This is a genomic window from Salmonella sp. SA14318, assembly GCF_029866905.1.
Classification (GTDB): Bacteria; Pseudomonadota; Gammaproteobacteria; order Enterobacterales; family Enterobacteriaceae; genus Salmonella; species Salmonella enterica.
In genome coordinates, this window is record NZ_CP123282.1 from 1,988,898 (window position 1) to 2,008,656 (window position 19,759).

The following is a 19,759-nucleotide window of genomic DNA, read 5'->3' on the forward strand; positions in this document are numbered from 1 at the left end:
GACATCATGTATTTCACTGTCTTTCCACATTGATGAAACGCATGGTAAACCCGGTAGCCGGACAGATAAATTTCAGGAGCCTCTATGAATCCTAATTTGTTACGCGTAACACAGCGCATTGTCGAACGCTCGCAGCAGACCCGAAAAGCCTATCTTGCCCGCATTGAGCAGGCGAAAACCGCCACGGTCCACCGATCTCAACTGGCCTGCGGCAACCTGGCGCATGGCTTCGCCGCCTGTCAGCCAGAGGACAAAGCCTCGCTGAAAAGTATGTTGCGCAATAATATCGCCATCATTACCTCCTACAATGACATGCTCTCTGCGCATCAACCGTATGAACATTATCCGCAGATTATTCGTCAGGCCCTGCATTCCGTGAATGCGGTAGGTCAGGTCGCAGGCGGCGTACCGGCAATGTGCGATGGCGTTACACAAGGGCAGGATGGCATGGAGTTGTCATTACTCAGCCGCGAAGTGATAGCGATGTCGGCAGCAGTAGGCCTCTCTCACAATATGTTTGACGGCGCGTTATTCCTCGGCGTATGCGACAAAATCGTTCCGGGGCTGGCGATGGCCGCGCTCTCTTTTGGTCATTTACCCGCGATTTTTGTTCCGTCAGGCCCGATGGCGAGCGGCCTGCCGAATAAAGAAAAAGTCCGTATTCGTCAGCTATATGCGGAAGGAAAAGTAGACAGAATGGCGCTGCTGGAGTCAGAAGCCGCCTCTTACCATGCGCCGGGCACCTGTACATTTTACGGCACCGCCAACACCAACCAGATGGTGGTGGAGTTTATGGGAATGCAGTTGCCGGGTTCTTCGTTTGTGCATCCGGATGCGCCGCTGCGCGAGGCATTGACTGCCGCTGCCGCACGTCAGGTAACACGTCTTACCGGCAACGGCAATACGTGGATGCCGCTCGGTAAAATGATCGACGAAAAAGTCGTGGTGAACGGCATTGTCGCGCTGCTGGCTACCGGCGGTTCCACCAACCACACCATGCATCTGGTTGCAATGGCGCGCGCGGCGGGCATTCTGATCAACTGGGATGACTTCTCGGATTTGTCGGAAGTGGTTCCGTTGATGGCGCGTCTGTACCCGAACGGTCCGGCGGACATTAACCACTTCCAGGCGGCGGGCGGCGTACCGGTATTGATGCGTGAGCTGCTCAATGCCGGATTGCTGCACGAAGACGTTAACACTGTCGCAGGCTTCGGCCTGAAACGCTATACGCTGGAGCCCTGGCTCAACAACGGCGAGCTGGACTGGCGTGAAGGCGCGGAAAGGTCACTGGATAACGATGTCATTGCCTCTTTTGATAAGCCGTTCTCTCCTCACGGCGGTACTAAGGTGCTAAGCGGTAATCTGGGGCGCGCAGTAATGAAGACGTCTGCGGTACCGGTTGAAAACCAGATCATTGAAGCGCCTGCCATGGTATTTGAAAGTCAGCATGATGTGCTGCCTGCGTTTGACGCGGGCCTGCTTGACCGGGATTGTGTCGTTGTCGTGCGTCATCAGGGACCAAAAGCGAATGGAATGCCAGAATTACATAAACTCATGCCGCCACTTGGTGTATTATTGGACCGCCGTTTCAAAATCGCGTTAGTTACTGATGGACGACTTTCAGGCGCTTCGGGTAAAGTGCCTTCAGCTATCCACGTAACGCCGGAAGCCTACGATGGCGGCTTACTGGCAAAAGTGCGCGATGGCGACATCATTCGCGTGAATGGGCAGACAGGTGAGTTAACTCTGCTGGTCGACGAGGCGGAACTTGCCGCTCGTCAGCCTCATATTCCGGACCTGAGCGCGTCGCGCGTCGGAACGGGGCGTGAGTTGTTTGGCGCGCTGCGCGAAAAGCTGTCGGGTGCGGAGCAGGGCGCAACCTGTATCACTTTTTAAGATGACACACTAGTAATCAGGCGAGAGAAGAATTCCGATGAAAAACTGGAAAACAAGTGCAGAAGCAATCCTGACCACCGGCCCGGTTGTCCCGGTCATTGTAGTCAATAAACTGGAGCACGCGGTGCCGATGGCTAAAGCGCTGGTGGCCGGGGGCGTTCGCGTTCTGGAAGTGACTTTACGTACGGCCTGCGCGATGGATGCTATTCGCGCTATCGCTAAAGACGTGCCGGAAGCGATTGTCGGTGCCGGAACCGTTCTCAATCCGCAGCAGTTGGCGGAGGTGACGGAAGCGGGCGCGCAGTTTGCGATTAGCCCGGGACTGACTGAGCCACTGCTGAAAGCCGCGACGGCAGGCACTATCCCATTGATTCCCGGTATTAGCACCGTTTCTGAACTGATGTTGGGCATGGACTATGGTCTGAAAGAGTTCAAATTCTTCCCGGCGGAAGCGAATGGCGGCACTAAAGCGTTGCAGGCGATTGCCGGTCCGTTCTCTCAGGTACGTTTCTGCCCAACCGGCGGCATCTCTCCGGCAAACTATCGTGACTATCTGGCGCTGAAAAGCGTGTTGTGCATCGGCGGTTCCTGGCTGGTGCCGGCTGACGCGCTGGAAGCGGGTGATTACGAACGCATCACCAAACTGGCGCGCGAAGCGGTAGAAGGCGCGAAGCAGTAAGCCGTTAAATGCCCGATGGCGCTTGCTTATCGGGCTTACGAGTGGCGATCTGGCAGGCCTGATAAAAATGCGCTAACGTCGCCATCAGGCTATAGCGCATTAGCCTTTTACCGTCACGCGGCTGGCGGCTTTTTTCGCTCTTATCACCGCTTCTTCAACGTTTTCACCTGTCGCTAACGCTACACCAAGACGACGGCTGCCGTCGATCTCAGGCTTACCAAACAGCCGTACCTGCACTCCGGCCCCTACCGCCGCGTGTACATTATCAAACGTCACATTTTGACTGGTAAGCTGCGGCAGAATCACGGCCGAGGCAGCGGGACCATACTGGCGAATAGCGCCTACGGGCATTCCCAGAAAGGCGCGCACATGCAGCGCAAACTCAGAGAGATCCTGAGAAATCAACGTGACCATTCCGGTATCGTGCGGGCGAGGGGAGACTTCGCTGAAAATGACTTCATCGCCGCAGACGAAGAGTTCAACGCCGAACAGACCATGACCGCCTAACGCCAGTACCACATGACGAGCAATCTCTTGCGCCCGCTTCAGCGCCAGTTCGCTCATCTGCTGTGGCTGCCAGGATTCGCGATAGTCGCCATCTTGCTGACGATGACCGACCGGCGCGCAGAAATGCACGCCATCGACGGCGCTAACGGTGAGCAGCGTAATTTCAAAATCAAATTTAACCACGCCTTCCACAATCACGCGACCCGCGCCAGCGCGTCCGCCCTGTTGAGCATACTCCCATGCCTGCGCGAGTTGTTCGGCCGAGCGGATAAAGCTCTGGCCTTTGCCGGAAGAGCTCATGACCGGTTTGACGATGCAAGGAAAACCCACTGCGGCTACCGCATCATGAAAACTGGCCTCACTGTCGGCAAAGCGATACGTCGATGTCGGCAGACCTAATTCTTCTGCGGCCAGGCGACGGATCCCTTCGCGGTTCATCGTGAGCTGCGTTGCACGAGCGCAAGGCACGACATTCAGTCCTTCGCCCTCCAGCTCGCGCAGCGTATCGGTGGCGATCGCTTCTATTTCCGGCACGATATAATGCGGTTTTTCCTCTGTAATCACATGACGTAGCGCCTCGCCGTCCAGCATATTAATGACGTGTGAACGGTGAGCCACATGCATGGCGGGAGCATCAGGATAGCGATCGACGGCGATAACCTCGATCCCCAGGCGTTGGCATTCAATCGCTACCTCTTTTCCTAATTCTCCTGCCCCTAATAACATCACCCGCGTTGCTGCCGGACGCAGCGCAGTGCCTAATAGCGTCATATTTCTGTCCCCTTATTTACCTGCGCGCAGTATATACGGAAACGTTTGCGTATGTCTTTTCGAATAGATTGCTTTTCTTGCTGTCTTGCAATACACTGTATATAAACACAGGTAAATAAGGGGCTGCAAAATGGCGGTTGAAGTTAAATACGTAGTCATTCGCGAGGGTGAGGAGAAGATGTCATTTACCAGTAAAAAGGAAGCCGACGCCTGGGACAAAATGCTCGATACTGCCGATCTTCTTGATACCTGGCTTGAGCAGTCGCCAGTCGTGCTGGAAGATGGGCAGCGCGAAGCGTTGTCGCTGTGGCTGGCGGAACATAAAGAGGTGTTAAGCACTATCCTCAAAACCGGTAAGTTGCCTTCTCCGCAGGCGGTTGAAAAGGACGCCGCGAGTAAAACGAAAAAGCAAGCCGCCTGAACCCGTACTTGCGCTCCCGGCGTTTTGTACCATGCTTTTCCTGAATCATTGTGCTAAGGAGAAAAGTATGAATAAAAGAGGAGCGTTGTTGAGCCTGCTGTTGTTATCCGCCAGCGTATCGGCATTTGCGGCATCCACCGAGAGTAAATCGGTTAAGTTTCCGCAGTGCGAAGGGCTGGATGCCGCTGGGATTGCGGCAAGCGTGAAGCGCGACTACCAGCAACATCGTATCGTGCGGTGGGCAGACGACCAAAAAAAGGTCGGTCAGGCTGACCCGGTCGCGTGGGTTAATGTGCAGGACGTTGTGGGTCAAAATGATAAATGGACAGTTCCGCTAACTGTTCGCGGTAAAAGTGCCGATATTCATTATCAGGTCATCGTTGATTGCAAAGCCGGCAAGGCGGAATATAAGCCCCGCTAGCAGCGTAATTTGCGCTTCTTTTGCCGGAACAGACAATTCCTGACATCCCCTCAGGTACGCTTGACCATTATTGGTCTGTATTTGAGGGGTACTATGGCTAACTGGTTGAACCAATTACAATCACTTCTTGGACAAAAAGGCGCTTCCGCATCGCCTTCCGGTGAACAGGGGTTAAATAAACTGCTGGTTCCCGGCGCGCTGGGCGGTCTGGCTGGACTGTTGGTCGCCAATAAGTCTTCGCGCAAATTATTAACCAAATACGGTACTGGCGCTTTGCTGGTGGGCGGCGGCGCGGTGGCGGGTTCCGTATTGTGGAATAAGTACAAAGATAAAGTACGCGCCGCGCATCAGGGGGAGCCGCAATTCGGCAGCCAAAGTACGCCGCTGGATGTTCGCACTGAGCGACTGATCCTGGCGCTGGTTTTTGCTGCAAAAAGCGATGGGCATATTGATGCCAAAGAACGCGCGGCGATTGAGCACCAACTGCGAGAGTCAGGTGTTGAAGAGCAAGGGCGTGTGTTTATCGAGAAAGCTATTGAGCAGCCGCTTGATCCACAACGTCTGGCACAGGGCGTTCGTAATGAAGAAGAAGCCCTGGAAATCTACTTCCTGAGCTGCGCCGCCATTGATATTGACCACTTTATGGAACGTAGCTATCTGAATGCGTTAGGAGACGCGCTAAAAATTCCTCAAGAGGTTCGGGACGGTATCGAGCAGGACTTGCAGCAGCAAAAACAAGCGCTACCAGGCTGATAACCTGCCATTAAGTAACATGTTTCGCTTGCATCATGCGTGTCTTTTGCCACCCTTATAGGATGGATAGTTTACGTCATTCATGTTGCAGGATAGCGGCGAAGCAGTGACATCTCAGGCGTTTACCGAGGTGAGCGACCGGGACTACCATGCTAAGCCGCTGTGTTTGCCGCGTGATATATAACAAATATTAACGCAAAAGAAAAAACGACATGTTGCCAAAAGCCAATCGAATTCCCTATGCCATGACCGTACATGGCGATACGCGCATTGATAATTATTACTGGCTGCGAGATGACACTCGCTCGCAGCCGGAAGTCCTTGATTACCTGCATCAGGAAAATGAGTATGGCCGGAAGGTCATGTCCTCTCAGCAGGCGTTACAGGACCGCATTCTAAAAGAAATTATCGATCGCATCCCGCCCAGAGAAGTTTCCGCTCCGTATGTGAAAAATGGCTATCGCTACCGTTATATCTATGAACCCGGCTGCGAATATGCCATCTATCAACGACAATCGGCGTTAAGCGAAGAGTGGGATGTGTGGGAAACCTTGCTCGATGCGAACCAGCGGGCCGCGCACAGCGAATTTTATACGCTCGGCGGGCTTGCCATTACGCCGGATAATACCATCATGGCGCTGGCAGAAGATTATTTATCCCGTCGTCAGTATGGGTTGCGTTTTCGTAACCTCGAAAGCGGTAACTGGTATCCGGAACTGCTGGATAACGTTGCGCCTGAATTCGTCTGGGCCAATGATTCCCTGACCCTTTACTATGTGCGTAAGCATAAGAAGACGCTGCTGCCCTATCAGGTTTGGCGGCACACGATTGGCACTCCGTCATCGCAAGATGAACTGGTATATGAAGAAAAAGACGATACCTTTTATGTCAGCCTGCATAAAACCACTTCGCAGCATTATGTGGTGATTCATCTTGCCAGCGCCACCACTAGCGAAGTGCTATTACTTGACGCGGAACTGGCCGATGCCGAGCCGTTTTCATTTTTACCGCGCCGCAAAGACCATGAATATAGTCTCGATCACTATCAACATAAGTTTTACCTGCGTTCTAACCGGAACGGTAAAAACTTTGGGTTATACCGTACCCGCGTGCGCAATGAAAACGCCTGGGAAGAACTGATCCCTCCGCGCGAGCATATTATGCTGGAAGGGTTTACCCTGTTTACCGACTGGTTAGTGGTCGAAGAGCGTCAACGGGGGCTTACCAGCCTGCGGCAAATTAACCGTAAAACCCGTGAAGTGATAGGCATCGCCTTTGACGATCCGGCTTACGTGACGTGGCTTGCCTATAATCCCGAACCTGAGACCTCCCGGCTGCGTTACGGCTATTCTTCAATGACGACGCCAGATACCTTGTTTGAACTGGATATGGATACCGGAGAACGACGGGTACTTAAACAGACGGAAGTGCCTGGGTTTGATTCTGGCTGTTATCAGAGCGAACACCTGTGGATCACCGCACGCGACGGCGTCGAAGTGCCAGTATCGCTGGTTTATCATCAGAAGTATTTTCGTAAAGGGCAAAATCCGCTTCTGGTTTACGGCTACGGATCTTACGGTTCCAGTATTGACGCCGACTTCAGCAGCAGCCGACTGAGCTTGCTGGATCGTGGCTTTGTTTACGCAATCGTACACGTTCGCGGCGGCGGTGAGCTGGGGCAGCAGTGGTATGAAGATGGCAAGTTCCTCAAAAAGCGGAATACTTTTAATGACTATCTTGATGCCTGCGATGCCTTATTAAAACTGGGTTACGGTTCGCCGTCGCTGTGTTATGGGATGGGCGGGAGCGCGGGCGGAATGCTAATGGGCGTCGCTATCAACGAACGCCCCGAGCTTTTCCACGGCGTTATTGCCCAGGTACCCTTTGTTGATGTATTAACCACGATGCTGGATGAGTCGATCCCACTAACGACAGGAGAGTTTGAAGAGTGGGGGAACCCGCAGGATATTGAATATTATGACTATATGAAAAGCTATAGTCCTTATGACAATGTCAAAGCGCAGGACTATCCGCACCTGCTGGTGACGACAGGATTGCACGATTCCCAGGTGCAATACTGGGAGCCGGCGAAGTGGGTGGCAAAATTACGCGAGCTAAAAACGGACCAACGTCTGCTGCTGTTATGTACGGATATGGACTCCGGGCACGGTGGTAAGTCGGGGCGGTTTAAATCCTACGAAGGCGTCGCGCTGGAGTTCGCCTTTTTAATCGGCCTGGCGCAGGGAACCTTACATAGCGCATAGACGCGCGCGCCCGCAACGGCTTGTGAGCGTCGCGGGTTATTGTGGTGTTCCATTGCTGCGTTGCTCGCCAGCCTGAACATCTTCCAGGTAGTGTTTAAGCGTCAGGCGAAGTTCCGGGCTCATATTATCAAGGTTATTAAAAAGCCAGCGTAAATAGCCCGGATCGCGTTTTGCGACTTCAGATACCGCCTTACCGCGGTATTTACCGAACGAGAAAGTGGTTAACAGCGCAGGACGGCCCGTGATATTGACCATCTCTTCCGCGGTCCAGCCAGTGGTTCGCATAATATCAATCAGCAAGGCGGCGGTGATATAGCAATCATAAAGCGCCCGGTGATGGTGCAGCCCGCAGCCCCGGCGGCGTTTGTACGCTTAGTTTGCGCGATTTATAGAGCGCCATATTGCTGTATTTTATTCCCGGCCACAGGCGTCGCGACAACTTCATGGTACAGATCCACTCACCCGGCAATTCAGGTAATACGCGTCTGTCGAAACTGGCATTGTGAGCGACATACCACTCACTACCGTAATAAAGCGGTATGACATCTTCAATCCACGGCTTATCGGCGACCATGGCTTCGGTAATACGGTGTATCGCCATCGCCTGCGGCGTAATAGGGCGATCGGGGCGTATCAGGTGACTCATGGGATTGACAATGTTGCCATCAATGACATCTACAGAGGCTATCTCTACGATCCCGCCCTGCAGCCCGCAGGTTTCCGTGTCTATAATCCGCAACATGATTCATTCCTCACCGAAAGACCTTAGCGTAATGGAATGATATCGCCTTGCCAACCCTCGGTTGTGCGCAGGCCCGTCAGTAATAGCGAACCGCAATCGGCACGAACAATAAGTTGCCCGCTTTCATCCCACAGCGCGCTACTGCCACAGGCATTGGCCATCAGTACGGCCAGCGCATATTTATGCGAAAAACGTTGTAAGCGTGAGGTAGAAGCATGGAGTTCAGGTTCGTTAAGACATTGACTGGTTGTGAATAACGTAAATGAGGGATCTATATCACCACCTTCTGGCTGCTCATCCACCACGTTGATAGCGCTTCGCTGCCTGGCAATACAGGCGCCATGACTTTTGTGAAACATGAGCGGCGACGTTAGCCATGGGGCAAAAATAGCGATGCCTTTTACGAAGCGGCAGTTATGCTCAACAGGCATACCCACAATGATAGTCATATGGTGGGTATCGGCCGCATGAGTGAGCGGCTGTAAAAGCGCCTCGTCAGGCGGGGCGGGCAACGATTTATTCCTTTCGTCGCAGCCTAATAGCGACAGTGACGGAAAGACCAGCAGTTCGCACTGTTGACGAGCCGCAAGCTCAATATATTCCAGATGATGGGCGACATGCTCCGCCGGCGAGGCGTTCAGGGGCGCATACTGCGCAGCAGCAATTTTCCAGGAGGACATAATGACTTCCTTTTCATAGTCTCTACAGCCATTCTAAAAAGCATAGGTTAAGAATCGCCTTATAATGTAGTCGTCTGCATGTAAGGAAGTGTAACGTTATATAATTTTTATTTAACTTTGGGTTCGTAAGGGAGTCGGGATAGTGATACGGAAGCCAGACGATGGGCAATCAGCCGCTCGCGAAACCAGGCGCGTAGATGCTCTGGCTGCTCACGTTCGACCGCCTCCGCGACAACAGGCATATTGTAGCGCTCTTTAAATGCCACCCCGGCTGCCGCCAGGTCCACATTGACTTTATCCATTTCCACTTGTTCAAGCTGAGCCAGATTCGTTTTCATACGCGTCTCCTTTTTTGTTGCCGCCAGAAGGTACTAAGAGTCCGCGGTAATGGCAAGATGGAAATGATGATCCTCGACTCATTGATTGTTGAAGGTTATTCTTTGTAACGTAGGCATAACAAAAAGGAATAGTGAATATGGCTTCTTCTGCACCATCGCGACGTTTAGCTTTATTGCTGCTGGCATCGACATTTGCGACGCCAGCGGCCTGGGCACATGCGCACCTGACGCATCAGTATCCAGCGGCGAATGCTGCCGTTACGGCCTCGCCACAGGCGCTGACTCTGAATTTTTCTGAAGGGATTGAGTCAGGATTCAGCGGCGCAACCATTACTGGCCCTCAGCAAGAGCTCATCAAAACGCGCCCGGCAAAGCGAAATGAACAGGATAAAACGCAGTTGATTATCCCGCTTGAGCAGCCGTTAAAATCTGGCGCTTATACGGTAGACTGGCACGTTGTGTCGGTGGATGGACATAAAACAAAAGGGAAATACACCTTCAGCGTGAAATAAATGATGCTGACATTCGTCTGGATAACTCTCCGATTTATTCATTTTGCTAGTTTGATGCTGGTCTACGGCTGCGCGCTTTACGGCGCCTGGCTGTCACCCGCACCAATTCGTCGTTTAATGACGCGTCGATTTTTACATCTGCAACGACATGCCGCCGCCTGGAGCGTTATCAGCGCGGCTTTCATGCTGGCGATTCAGGGCGGACTGATGGGCGGCGGCTGGCCCGATGTTTTTTCCGTCTCGGTGTGGGGCGCGGTACTGCAAACCCGCTTTGGCGCGGTCTGGATATGGCAAATTATCCTCGCGCTGGTCACGCTGGCGGTGGTAGTCATTGCGCCGGTAAAAATGCAACGACGGCTTCTTATTCTAACCGTTGCTCAGTTTATCCTGCTGGCAGGCGTTGGACATGCGACGATGCGCGACGGTGTAGCGGGAACATTACAGCAGATTAACCATGCTCTGCATTTGCTCTGTGCCGCAGCCTGGTTTGGCGGGCTGTTACCAGTGGTTTATTGTATGCGCATGGCTCAGGGACGCTGGCGTCAACATGCTATTAGCGCCATGATGCGTTTTTCTCGTTATGGTCACTTTTTTGTGGCGGGCGTATTGCTCACAGGCATTGGCAACACGCTATTTATCACGGGATTTACCGCTATCTGGCAGACCACCTATGGACAGTTGCTTTTGTTAAAATGTGCGCTGGTGGTGCTTATGGTAGCAATTGCGCTGACGAATCGGTATGTTCTCGTACCACGTATGCGACAGGAAAATCCCCGGACTGACCTATGGTTTGTCAGGATGACGCAAATTGAATGGGGAGTTGGAGGCATAGTTCTGGCGATCGTCAGCCTGTTTGCAACCCTCGAACCTTTCTGATGGACTGGCATAACGAATGAAAAAAATACTCCTTCCGGCGCTTCTGCTGGCCACTTCGGGCGTAGCGTTGGCGGCGCCGCAGGTGATTACCGTAAGTCGTTTTGAAGTAGGAAAAGACAAGTGGGCGTTTAATCGGGAAGAGGTCATGTTGACCTGTCGGCCTGGCCAGGCGCTCTATGTGATCAACCCCAGTACGCTGGTGCAGTATCCCTTGAATGCCATTGCCGAACAGCAAGTAGCGGAGGGTAAAACGCGCGCTCAGCCTATTGCCGTCATTCAAATCGATAACCCGGCGAAGCCCGGTGAGAAAATGAGTCTGGCACCGTTTATCGAACGTGCGCAAAAGCTTTGTGATCCATCCAATAGCTGACTGATTTTTAATAAAAAACCGTAAATCTTCACGAAAAGACTTACGGTTTTTTTATCTCTGATGACAGACAAAACGCCAGGTTTTTTCAATCACCTTCGTCACAAACTGGAAAACCTGGCGTCGTCATCTATTCTTAAAGGGCAAGGCGATTTAGCCTGCATTAATGCCAACTTTTAGCGCACGGCTCTCTCCCAAGAGCCATTTCCCTGGACCGAATACAGGAATCGTATTCGGTCTCTTTTTATTTTCCTTACAAATCAAACAATTAAAAACGCTTGTCCGAAAATGTCCGAAATTTGTCCGAATTTCTGTATTCCGGTCTTTTTGGTTATATCACAATCAAATTAAATTTAACATTTATTTCACAACGAAAATTGGAGTATTAGAGCATCATATAAGCTTTATCATCACGCTCATCGAGATAGAGTTTCGTGGTGTTCGCTGATGTGTGGCCCAGGAGTTTTTGGGCGAACACCTCGCCGTGCTCGTTTTTGTACAGCCGCCCGGCCAGACTTCGGATCTCGTGAAATGTCGGTGGATTATTGCTGAAGTTAGCGCCGGAGGCTTTTCTTGCTTTTACAAATGTCTTTGTCAATCCATCCGGATGAATATTCCCAGTAGGGCTATTTTTCCTGATTCCGGCACTGATCATGAGATCGGTTCTGCTTACCAGCCGGCAGCGATCGATAACCGTTCCCGGACGTAACCCTGGCGCCTCAAGGGTCAGGGATCTGCCTGCCAAAATTGAACGCCCGGGCGCTGATGCCGGATGATCTGGTCATCGTAGAAAGCGCCCCTGAAAAAATCGACACCTTTAGCTGCAAAATGACAGTCCCGCCATCCGGTCATCATAACGGATTTTTCTTCTGCACCTACTGAAGCCCGCCATGGCAGGACGACCATGAATCCGTCGATAACCTTATTGTGAAATTAAGACCAGGGAAAGAGGATGTCCGCCAGACAGACATTATGTGTAAATTTATAAAGGTTTTTTATTATGCCCTTGCATGTTGGAAGCGGATGTCTTCCCGCCACAATCACTAACCTTCGTATTAACTGTATAGCCCAATCTGCAACCCCGCCTGAAATGAGCTTATGGGAAAAAATTAAGGAGTTTTTCTGCTCAACGCACCAGACTGAAGCGCAGGAATGTATCTGGACGATTTGCCACCCTTCGGTCGGAACGACGCGGGAGGATGTGGTCAGCAGATTTGAACAGCTCAGGATGCTCGTGTATGCCGGATACGAGGAAAGCATTCACTCCGGCCGCCACGGGGAAAGCCACTTCTGTATCCTGGATGCAGACAACCAGGAGATATTGTCGGTCACCCTTGATGACGCCGGGAACTATACCGTGAATTGCCAGGGGCACAATGAAACATATCGCTTCACCATGGACATAGAACAGGGAGAGGAATGTACAGAACATGCGGAAGGGGCATCCGGGACACTCCAGGTATCCCCCCTTCCGGCTCCGGCGGCTCCACAGACACCAGCAGAGTATGATGCTGTCTGGTCAGAATGGAAGGGGGCTGCGCCAGCAGAAGAGTTACGCGGTCGTGCTGCGACGGTACAGAGAATATGTACCTGCCTGAATAACGGCAGTCGAGAGCTTAATGTGGGAGAGTCAGGCCTTACCGCCTTACCAGACCGTTTACCAGCGCATATAACAACATTGGTTATTCCTCATAATAATTATCTGACCAGCCTGCCGACGCTGCCGTCAGGACTGGAGGTGCTTACTGTCGAAGATAACCAACTGACCAGCCTGCCGCCGTTGCCGTCAGGACTGGAGGTGCTTACTGTCGAAGATAACCAACTGACCAGCCTGCCGCCATTGCCGGCAGGACTGGTGGTGCTGACGGTATCAGGTAACCAACTGACCAGTCTGCCGCCGTTGCCGGCAGGACTACAGACGCTGTCGGTAGCAGGTAACCAACTGACCAGCCTGCCGCCGTTGCCGGCAGGACTACAGATGCTGTTGGTAGCACGTAACCAACTGACCAGCCTGCCGCCGTTGCCGGCAGGACTACAGATGCTGTCGGTAGCAGGTAATCAACTGACCCGCCTGCCGCCGTTGCCGGCAGGACTACGGAGGCTGTTGGTAGCAGGTAACCAACTGACCAGCCTGCCGCCGTTGCCGGCAGGACTACAGGTGCTGTCGGTATCAGATAATCAACTGACCAGCCTGCCGCTGTTGCCGGCAGGACTGGAGTTGCTGACGCTCGAGCGCAATCCACAACTGGTGCGCCTGCCGCCGTTGCCGGAAGGACTACAGACGCTGTCGGTTGATGCTAACCCACAGTTGACCCGCCTGCCGGCGCTGCCGTCAGGCCTACAACGGTTGTATGCCCGCAATAACCAACTGACCCGCCTGCCGGAAAGCATCACGGGTCTGTCTTCAGAGGCAAGCGTAAATCTGGAAGGCAATCCTCTGTCTGAACGCACTCTGCAGGCGCTGCGGGAGATCACCAGCGCGCCAGGCTATTCAGGCCCCAGGATACTATTCGATATGGCGGGGGCCTCCGCCCCCCGGGAAGCCCGGGCACTGCACCTGGCGGCCGCTGACTGGCTGGTGCCTGCCCGGGAGGGGGAACCGGCTCCTGCAGACAGATGGCATATGTTCGGACAGGAAGATAACGCTGCTGCCTTCAGCCTCTTCCTGGACAGACTAGGTGAGACGGAAAACTGCATAAAGGACGCGGGATTTAAGGCACAGATATCGTCCTGGCTGGTACAACTGGCTGAAGATGAGGCGCTGAGAGCAAAAACCTTTGCCATGGCAACAGAGGCAACAGCAAGCTGCCAGGATCGGGTCACACTTGCTCTGCACCAGATGAAGAACGTACAACTGGTACATGATGCAGAAAAAGGGCAATACGATAACAATCTCGCGGCGCTGGTTGCCACGGGGCGTGAGATGTTCCGTCTGGAAAAACTGGAACAGATTGCCCGGGAAAAGGTCAGAACGCTGGCTCTAGTTGATGAAATTGAGGTCTGGCTGGCGTATCAGAATAAGCTGAAGAAATCACTCGGGCTGACCAGCGTGACGGCAGAAATGCGTTTCTTTAGAATATCCGGCGTGACGGTTTCAGACCTTCAGGCCGCGGAGCTTCAGGTGAAAGCCGCTGAAAAAAGCGAGTTCAGGGAGTGGATACTGCAGTGGGGGCCGTTACACAGCGTGCTGGAACGCAAAGCGCCGGAACGCGTTAACGCGCTTCGTGAAAAGCAAATATCGGATTATGAGGAAACGTACCGGACGCTGTCTGACACAGAGCTGAGGCCGTCTGGGCTGGTCGGTAATACCGATGCAGAGCGCACTATCGGAGCAAGAGCGATGGAGAGCGCGAAAAAGACATTTTTGGATGGTCTGCGACCTCTTGTGGAGGAGATGCTGGGTAGCTATCTAGCGTCTTAACTGAACATGATATTCACCGCGCCAGGCGAATGGGGGACGTTGTACCTCGCCGGGCAGGGGATGCCGCAATAGTGGGCTATGAAGACCTGCTTCTTCCTGATATTCAGGACATCCTGATTGCCTGTGTGGATGGTCTGAAGGGCTTCCCGGATGCGATAAACAGCGTCTTCCCGCAGCCCCATATCCAGCTGTGCATCATTCATATGGTGCGTAACTGCCTGAAATACGTGTCCTGGAAAGACTACAAAGCCGCCACCAGCGGCCTCAGGCCCGACCGAAGAGGCGGCACTGATGGCGATGGATGCGTTCGCGAAAGTCCGGGACGATAAATATCCGCAAATCAGCAAAAGCTGGCGTGCGCACCGGGAAAACCTCAATACGCTCTTCAGTTATCCGCCGGATATCCGCAAGGCCATCTATACGACAAACGCAATCGAATCCCTGAACTGCGTGATCCGTGCCGCGATTAAGAAACGCAAGGTGTTCCCAACAGATGACTCAGTACGAAAAGTTATTTATCTGGCAATCAAGGATGCGTCAAAAAAATGGAGTATGCCGATCCAGAACTGGCGGCTGGCGATGAGCCGTTTTATTATCGAGTTCGGTGACCGCCTGAGCGATCACCTTTAATAACTGGGCAGTTACACAGAATTACTGACAGGCTCATTCTTTTGTGTTGCGCATCTCTGTTTCTATTGTTTTAGATAGCCATAAGAGCTCTGTTGCTGAGAGTTTTAGTCGTGGGGTTCTTTCTTCTGTACCGGGTGGTCGCATTTCAAAACTGCAGGAACATCTGCTGAATACTGTATACTCCTGTATTTTGCATGTTGTTGAGATCAGTGTGCAATTCCTCGGTACTGGCTTGTTCTGTATAGGTCCGGAGATTTCTGGGTAGTGTCCTTGTGGACCTGAACATATGTTTTTGATTGAAAATGGCATCGTGTTTTATCCTTTACGCTGTGAAATGTTGTTTTGTGCTCTTCTGTTGTGATTGGTGATGTGACGGGATCGTCCATGCACCCTTCCTTTTATTGACGGCGTATCAGTCCATTGATGCCATGCTCGCTTAATTTGTCCAGCATCATCAAGCCGTCGTTTTCTTTCTGCTGCAATTCAAGCAACTTAAACCGTATTTCGTTAAGTAAAGGTTTAATAACTCCGCGCTTGCGAACCACCTTTCTGATAACGTCTTTTTCGAAGTATAAACGGCAGAAGTGATTTTCATAATTCGCCTACACTCTTCACCCAGCGCTGGCAAATCTTCAACGCTGAAAGGCTGGGGAGAAGGGCGTCCAGTTGCTGAACGGAGAGCGTACCAAACGCCCTGATTCCACGCGTTATCAAACTTCATACCGTGGTCATCATCCAGACAAGGCGCTTGAGGTTGCACATATCTTTTGGGGAAAGAGGTTCGGCGGTGGATACTGGATATCCTGGATCGGGAAGTGGGTTCCACTGGTGCCAAATACAGTGGGCTGGTAAACCGGGTGGATACCTCAAATCCTGACAGGCCAGAGTATCAGCCTGATAAAATCGTATTACTGATTTCTAACCAGTGGCACATTAATTGTACCAGCTCAGACTCCAACTGACAGTTTGCTTTAAGCGAGTAGTGGACGTGACCTGCCCCGCAGGAGTAAAAATAAACTTTCTATTGATACATTTAATTAACTTATTTATAACGTTATATTCCAAATGCAAACTTGTTCAATTGGATATGTATGGACATTCAAATTACACATCAAGTTACTGAATTTGATAAAGAAGAACTATTAGCCGGATTAAGAAGCTACAATGCTCAGTTCGTCGATTTTAGTAAAAATGGGCAGCTTGGGGTCTACTGCAGAAACGAAAGCGGCGAAATGGTAGGCGGATTAATTGCTGACAGAAAAGGTCCGTGGCTTTGCATCGACTATCTTTGGGTAAGTGAATCTGCAAGGAGCCGCGGTCTGGGGAGTCAACTTATGGAGATGGCCGAAAAAGAAGGTTTGCGCAAAGGCTGTGTTCATGGACTTGTAGATACCTTTAGCTTCCAGGCTCTCCCTTTTTATGAAAAACAGGGTTATATACTTCAAATGTCGCTACCGGACTTTCCTAAAGTAGGTTCGCAAAGGCATTATTTAATTAAGCCCGGTTTATAGCTTTGCTGCATTTGAATACCCATAGCTTTATGAAAGCTGCAATCTGGTGGCTTTATAATATATCGTACTGGTGGCCTGTACACACTATGATCAGCGTCCGCTTCTGGCACAGGGCGGACAGTCAGATTAGGTTTGGCGCTGTGCCATAGATATGTCAGCTCACATTTGAGCTAATACACATTAATTATCTAAACCAGTTATTAACCACTTCCTCAAACCGCTGGGTTACTTTTTCTCACGGGAATTTCTCTTCCACACAACGTTGTCCATGTAAGGCAATATCGTTTAAATCAGGGGATGCCAGCGCTTTATTAATGTCCCTGGCAATGGTCTCCGGGGTCATTGGCTCCTGCAAATGGAAGCCGGTATCCCCCTCTTTTACGAGCTCAGTCATCCCGCCGCGTGTACTGACCAGTACAGGCTTTCCTGCCCCCATTGCTTCAATTGCAACCATGCAGAACGGTTCCTGGAATTGAAAGGGAATAACAACCAGAACTGCTAACGAATAGTAATTGTATATCTCTTCAGGCGTTACACCTTCAACCATATGACAGTGTGGTTTTAGCCGTTTTGCTAATTCCCGCACCTCACGCTGATAGGTTGCTTTTTCACCTTTACTTTTACTCATATAGTTACCAACGACAACTAACTCTATATCGTTGCGTTCCTTGAGGAGTTGTTCGAACGCCTGTAAAAGCAAAGTCACTCCCTTATCCGGTGATATAAGGCCTGCAAAGAAAATCGTTTTTTTCTCCGGAGTTATTCCCAGGTCAGACTTTTGCAGTGGTACAACGTTTTTCTGATAGGCCTCCAGGTCAATACCATTAGGGACGATAGCGATATCAGCATTCGGCAGGTACGCCTGATAATGCTTCTTCAAAATCATGCTGGGGACGATCGTTTTAACGTTTTGATCTAACCCATCAGGTTCGAAAGCATTATGCATATGCATAACCATTTTTGCCTTTGGGGCTCTTTTGCGGATCTGGCGGTACAGCTTTATGCTGTTATGAACGATGATTACACTATCATCGGTAACGTTAAAGTCTTTTGCAATATTCAGAATGCGCTGTGAGTAGGGGAGCGGGTCAAGGCGAGTCCACTTCTGAAAGAGGCGCTTATAGAGTCCGCTGAAACCTATGCGATGAACAGAACAATGGTCATTTACCTTTAAAAAATCGCTATAACCTTCATTCTTAATACAAGCGATTCTGTTTGGTAGTTTTTGTTCGCCGTGCAACTTGGTACATCCATATCTCTACTGCGGCTGCACCACGCGGCGGGATGGAGAAAATTGGTGTAACCGTAAGCACTAATTTATCGATCATTGTAACTCCGTAAATCTTGTTGAGTTTTTACTCAACGAGGCGACTGCGCCTGACGCTTCGCATTAACATTGCAGATAATTCTTATTTCATACGTAACAGATAAAAAACATGAACCAACTCACAACTTCGTTAGCTATTAATATTCTTGCTATGTATTTATTGGGGTATGCGAACCTTTCGACTTTTACACTGATGATGGCCGCAGCGATGTGCTCAATGAACTAGCTGGTTTGCAGTACCTCACTACTTGGCGGTAGGATGACGGTGGTTAGTTCGAAGAAGTTGCGGAAAACTCAATAGAATACAAGCAATAAAGTGGATTCTTGCAGTGTCCCGGTATAATGATAGCTGCCTGAATCATTGGTAAATTTAACAGCAGACCCTCGCTTTTTCGCTTAAAATCTGTTTTTTGTCACAAGCGGCAAGTGTTTAACATTTTCTCAGATTATAGATTAGCGTGCTAGCTAAAGATGTCGAGTGTGGGATGTGACATCTGGTGAACTTATAAAACTCCATAGCTAGTTAAGAACGAAATCGTTATTCGTTAAAAAAACGTTATTATTTATGCGGTCAGGAGAGCTAATAATAAGAGGAAAACTTGCCCGTAATCTGCCCGAATTAAAACGGAAAAAGTGATAACTAATTGAATCTATTAGAACGCAACGGAACGTATTTCAGACGATAAAATAGTGGTTTTTTGTTTAACTATATGAATTTAAAGTGAATTTTTATTTTTAGTGAGAACAGGAATCGAATTCGGTCTCTTTTTATTTCTATTGTAAATCAATTGGTTATGCGTTTCCCCTCGAAATTTCCTCAAATTTCTGTATTCCGGTCTTTTTGGTTAGATCACATCCAAATCCGGGTTAACATTTCTTTTACAGTAAAATCAGAGCATCACGTAAGCTTTATTATTGCGTTCATCGAGATAGGGTTTCGTGGTGTTCTCTGAGGTGTGGCCCAGTAGTTTTTGAGCGAATTCCTCGCCGCGTTCGTCTTTGTACAGCCGACCAGCCAGGCCACGGATCTCGTGAAATGTCGGTGGGTTATCACTGAATTTAACACCTGAAATTTTTCTGGCTTTTACAAATTTCTTTGTGAGCCCATCCGGGTGAATATTCCCGGTCGGGCTATTTTTCCTGATTCCTGCACTGATCATGAAATCGGTTCTGCTTACCAGCCGGCAGCGATCGATAACCGTTCCCGGACGTAACCCTGGCACCTCAAGGGTCAGGGATAGGGGAATAGCTATTTTCATTCCGGTTTTAATTTGAGTTACGTATAAGCGGTTGTCAAAAACATCATTAAATTTCATGTTTACGATATCCTCCCTACGTTGACCTGTAACGAGTGCTAAATCCATCGCGAGAGGGAACCATGAGGGCATATGCTCGTGTAGCATTATAAACCTCTATTCGCAAGCGCTCCCTTGCAACTTCAATTTTTGGTACCTTGGCTTTTTCAACCGGATTCAGTGTTATTCTTCCTTCTACAACAGCTTCACAAAACATGTCAGATAGTACAGACCTCGTCGCCCCCGCCATCGTGTTTTTACCTTCCGCGATCCATAGCTCAAGAAATTCTGCAACATGACGCGTGCTTACTTCTGCCAGAACCATTTCTCCTAATCCGGGCAGTCCGT

At 50.7% G+C, this 19,759-nt stretch carries 16 protein-coding genes and 5 pseudogenes; 12 read left to right on the forward strand and 9 right to left on the reverse strand.

Annotation, left to right across the window (positions count from 1 at the left end; all coding sequences use genetic code 11):
• Positions 1–84: 84 nt before the first annotated feature.
• Positions 85–1,896, forward strand: a complete 1,812-nt coding sequence (gene edd / locus QEN32_RS09460) for a phosphogluconate dehydratase (RefSeq protein ID WP_001069124.1) — start codon at positions 85–87, stop codon at positions 1,894–1,896.
• Positions 1,897–1,933: 37 nt separating this feature from the next.
• Complete coding sequence (gene kdgA / locus QEN32_RS09465; RefSeq protein ID WP_080091241.1) at positions 1,934–2,575, forward strand: bifunctional 4-hydroxy-2-oxoglutarate aldolase/2-dehydro-3-deoxy-phosphogluconate aldolase; 642 nt, start codon at positions 1,934–1,936, stop codon at positions 2,573–2,575.
• Positions 2,576–2,674: 99 nt separating this feature from the next.
• On the opposite strand, the gene purT is transcribed toward kdgA, so the two are convergent.
• Positions 2,675–3,853 (reverse strand): formate-dependent phosphoribosylglycinamide formyltransferase, encoded by a 1,179-nt coding sequence (gene purT / locus QEN32_RS09470; protein WP_000173429.1) that lies wholly within the window; start codon positions 3,851–3,853, stop codon positions 2,675–2,677.
• Positions 3,854–3,983: 130 nt separating this feature from the next.
• Here purT and yebG point away from each other — a divergent pair, with 130 nt between their 5' ends.
• The 4 genes from yebG to ptrB all read left to right on the forward strand — a co-directional run bounded on the left by yebG (position 3,984) and on the right by ptrB (position 7,712).
• Positions 3,984–4,274, forward strand: coding sequence for a DNA damage-inducible protein YebG (gene yebG, locus QEN32_RS09475; RefSeq protein WP_000257723.1), 291 nt, complete (start codon positions 3,984–3,986; stop codon positions 4,272–4,274).
• A 67-nt stretch (positions 4,275–4,341) separates the two neighbouring features.
• A complete protein-coding gene (gene yebF, locus QEN32_RS09480) occupies positions 4,342–4,695 on the forward strand; it encodes a protein YebF (RefSeq protein WP_265322382.1) in 354 nt (117 codons plus the stop codon).
• A gap of 93 nt (positions 4,696–4,788) precedes the next feature.
• On the forward strand, positions 4,789–5,448 hold the full coding sequence (locus QEN32_RS09485) for a tellurite resistance TerB family protein (RefSeq protein WP_000024707.1): 660 nt from the start codon (positions 4,789–4,791) through the stop codon (positions 5,446–5,448).
• Between the two features lie 212 nt (positions 5,449–5,660).
• Positions 5,661–7,712 (forward strand): oligopeptidase B, encoded by a 2,052-nt coding sequence (gene ptrB / locus QEN32_RS09490; protein WP_000936990.1) that lies wholly within the window; start codon positions 5,661–5,663, stop codon positions 7,710–7,712.
• Positions 7,713–7,748: 36 nt separating this feature from the next.
• Here ptrB and exoX read toward each other — a convergent pair.
• From exoX to QEN32_RS09505, 3 genes and pseudogenes are all read right to left on the reverse strand, one after another.
• Positions 7,749–8,454 (reverse strand): annotated as a pseudogene (gene exoX, locus QEN32_RS09495) (exodeoxyribonuclease X).
• A 23-nt stretch (positions 8,455–8,477) separates the two neighbouring features.
• Positions 8,478–9,134, reverse strand: a complete 657-nt coding sequence (locus tag QEN32_RS09500) for a carbon-nitrogen hydrolase family protein (RefSeq protein ID WP_000100257.1) — start codon at positions 9,132–9,134, stop codon at positions 8,478–8,480.
• Positions 9,135–9,241: 107 nt separating this feature from the next.
• Positions 9,242–9,472: a DNA polymerase III subunit theta gene (locus QEN32_RS09505; RefSeq protein ID WP_000856227.1), complete on the reverse strand. Its 231-nt coding sequence runs from the start codon at positions 9,470–9,472 to the stop codon at positions 9,242–9,244.
• Between the two features lie 137 nt (positions 9,473–9,609).
• Between QEN32_RS09505 and yobA the strand changes: the two genes are divergently transcribed.
• The 3 genes from yobA to QEN32_RS09520 are packed head-to-tail and all read left to right on the forward strand — an operon-like array spanning position 9,610 to position 11,230.
• On the forward strand, positions 9,610–9,984 hold the full coding sequence (gene yobA / locus QEN32_RS09510; protein ID WP_000168394.1) for a CopC domain-containing protein YobA: 375 nt from the start codon (positions 9,610–9,612) through the stop codon (positions 9,982–9,984).
• Positions 9,985–10,860 (forward strand): copper homeostasis membrane protein CopD, encoded by an 876-nt coding sequence (gene copD / locus QEN32_RS09515; RefSeq protein WP_000979699.1) that lies wholly within the window; start codon positions 9,985–9,987, stop codon positions 10,858–10,860.
• A gap of 16 nt (positions 10,861–10,876) precedes the next feature.
• A complete protein-coding gene (locus QEN32_RS09520; RefSeq protein WP_000722368.1) occupies positions 10,877–11,230 on the forward strand; it encodes a YebY family protein in 354 nt (117 codons plus the stop codon).
• A gap of 382 nt (positions 11,231–11,612) precedes the next feature.
• Here QEN32_RS09520 and QEN32_RS09525 read toward each other — a convergent pair.
• Positions 11,613–11,960, reverse strand: a pseudogene (locus QEN32_RS09525) (tyrosine-type recombinase/integrase); the annotation flags it as partial.
• Between the two features lie 267 nt (positions 11,961–12,227).
• On the opposite strand from QEN32_RS09525, the gene sspH3 reads away from it, so the two are divergent.
• On the forward strand, positions 12,228–14,648 hold the full coding sequence (gene sspH3 / locus QEN32_RS09535) for a type III secretion system effector SspH3 (protein ID WP_265322383.1): 2,421 nt from the start codon (positions 12,228–12,230) through the stop codon (positions 14,646–14,648).
• Between the two features lie 101 nt (positions 14,649–14,749).
• Positions 14,750–15,278, forward strand: a pseudogene (locus tag QEN32_RS09540) (transposase); the annotation flags it as partial.
• A 145-nt stretch (positions 15,279–15,423) separates the two neighbouring features.
• On the opposite strand, the gene QEN32_RS09545 reads toward QEN32_RS09540, so the two are convergent.
• Together QEN32_RS09545 and QEN32_RS09550 are read right to left on the reverse strand one after the other, a co-directional pair.
• Positions 15,424–15,564 (reverse strand): hypothetical protein, encoded by a 141-nt coding sequence (locus QEN32_RS09545; protein WP_001640444.1) that lies wholly within the window; start codon positions 15,562–15,564, stop codon positions 15,424–15,426.
• 168 nt (positions 15,565–15,732) lie between these two features.
• Positions 15,733–15,999 (reverse strand): hypothetical protein, encoded by a 267-nt coding sequence (locus QEN32_RS09550; protein ID WP_077248438.1) that lies wholly within the window; start codon positions 15,997–15,999, stop codon positions 15,733–15,735.
• A 370-nt stretch (positions 16,000–16,369) separates the two neighbouring features.
• On the opposite strand from QEN32_RS09550, the gene QEN32_RS09555 reads away from it, so the two are divergent.
• Positions 16,370–16,789, forward strand: coding sequence for a GNAT family N-acetyltransferase (locus tag QEN32_RS09555; protein WP_000354405.1), 420 nt, complete (start codon positions 16,370–16,372; stop codon positions 16,787–16,789).
• Positions 16,790–17,024: 235 nt separating this feature from the next.
• Here the strand turns inward: QEN32_RS09555 and QEN32_RS09560 are convergent.
• Together QEN32_RS09560 and QEN32_RS09565 are read right to left on the reverse strand one after the other, a co-directional pair.
• Positions 17,025–18,117: pseudogene (locus QEN32_RS09560) on the reverse strand (lipopolysaccharide N-acetylglucosaminyltransferase).
• Between the two features lie 889 nt (positions 18,118–19,006).
• A pseudogene (locus tag QEN32_RS09565) lies at positions 19,007–19,745 on the reverse strand (tyrosine-type recombinase/integrase); the annotation flags it as partial.
• Positions 19,746–19,759: the final 14 nt, after the last annotated feature.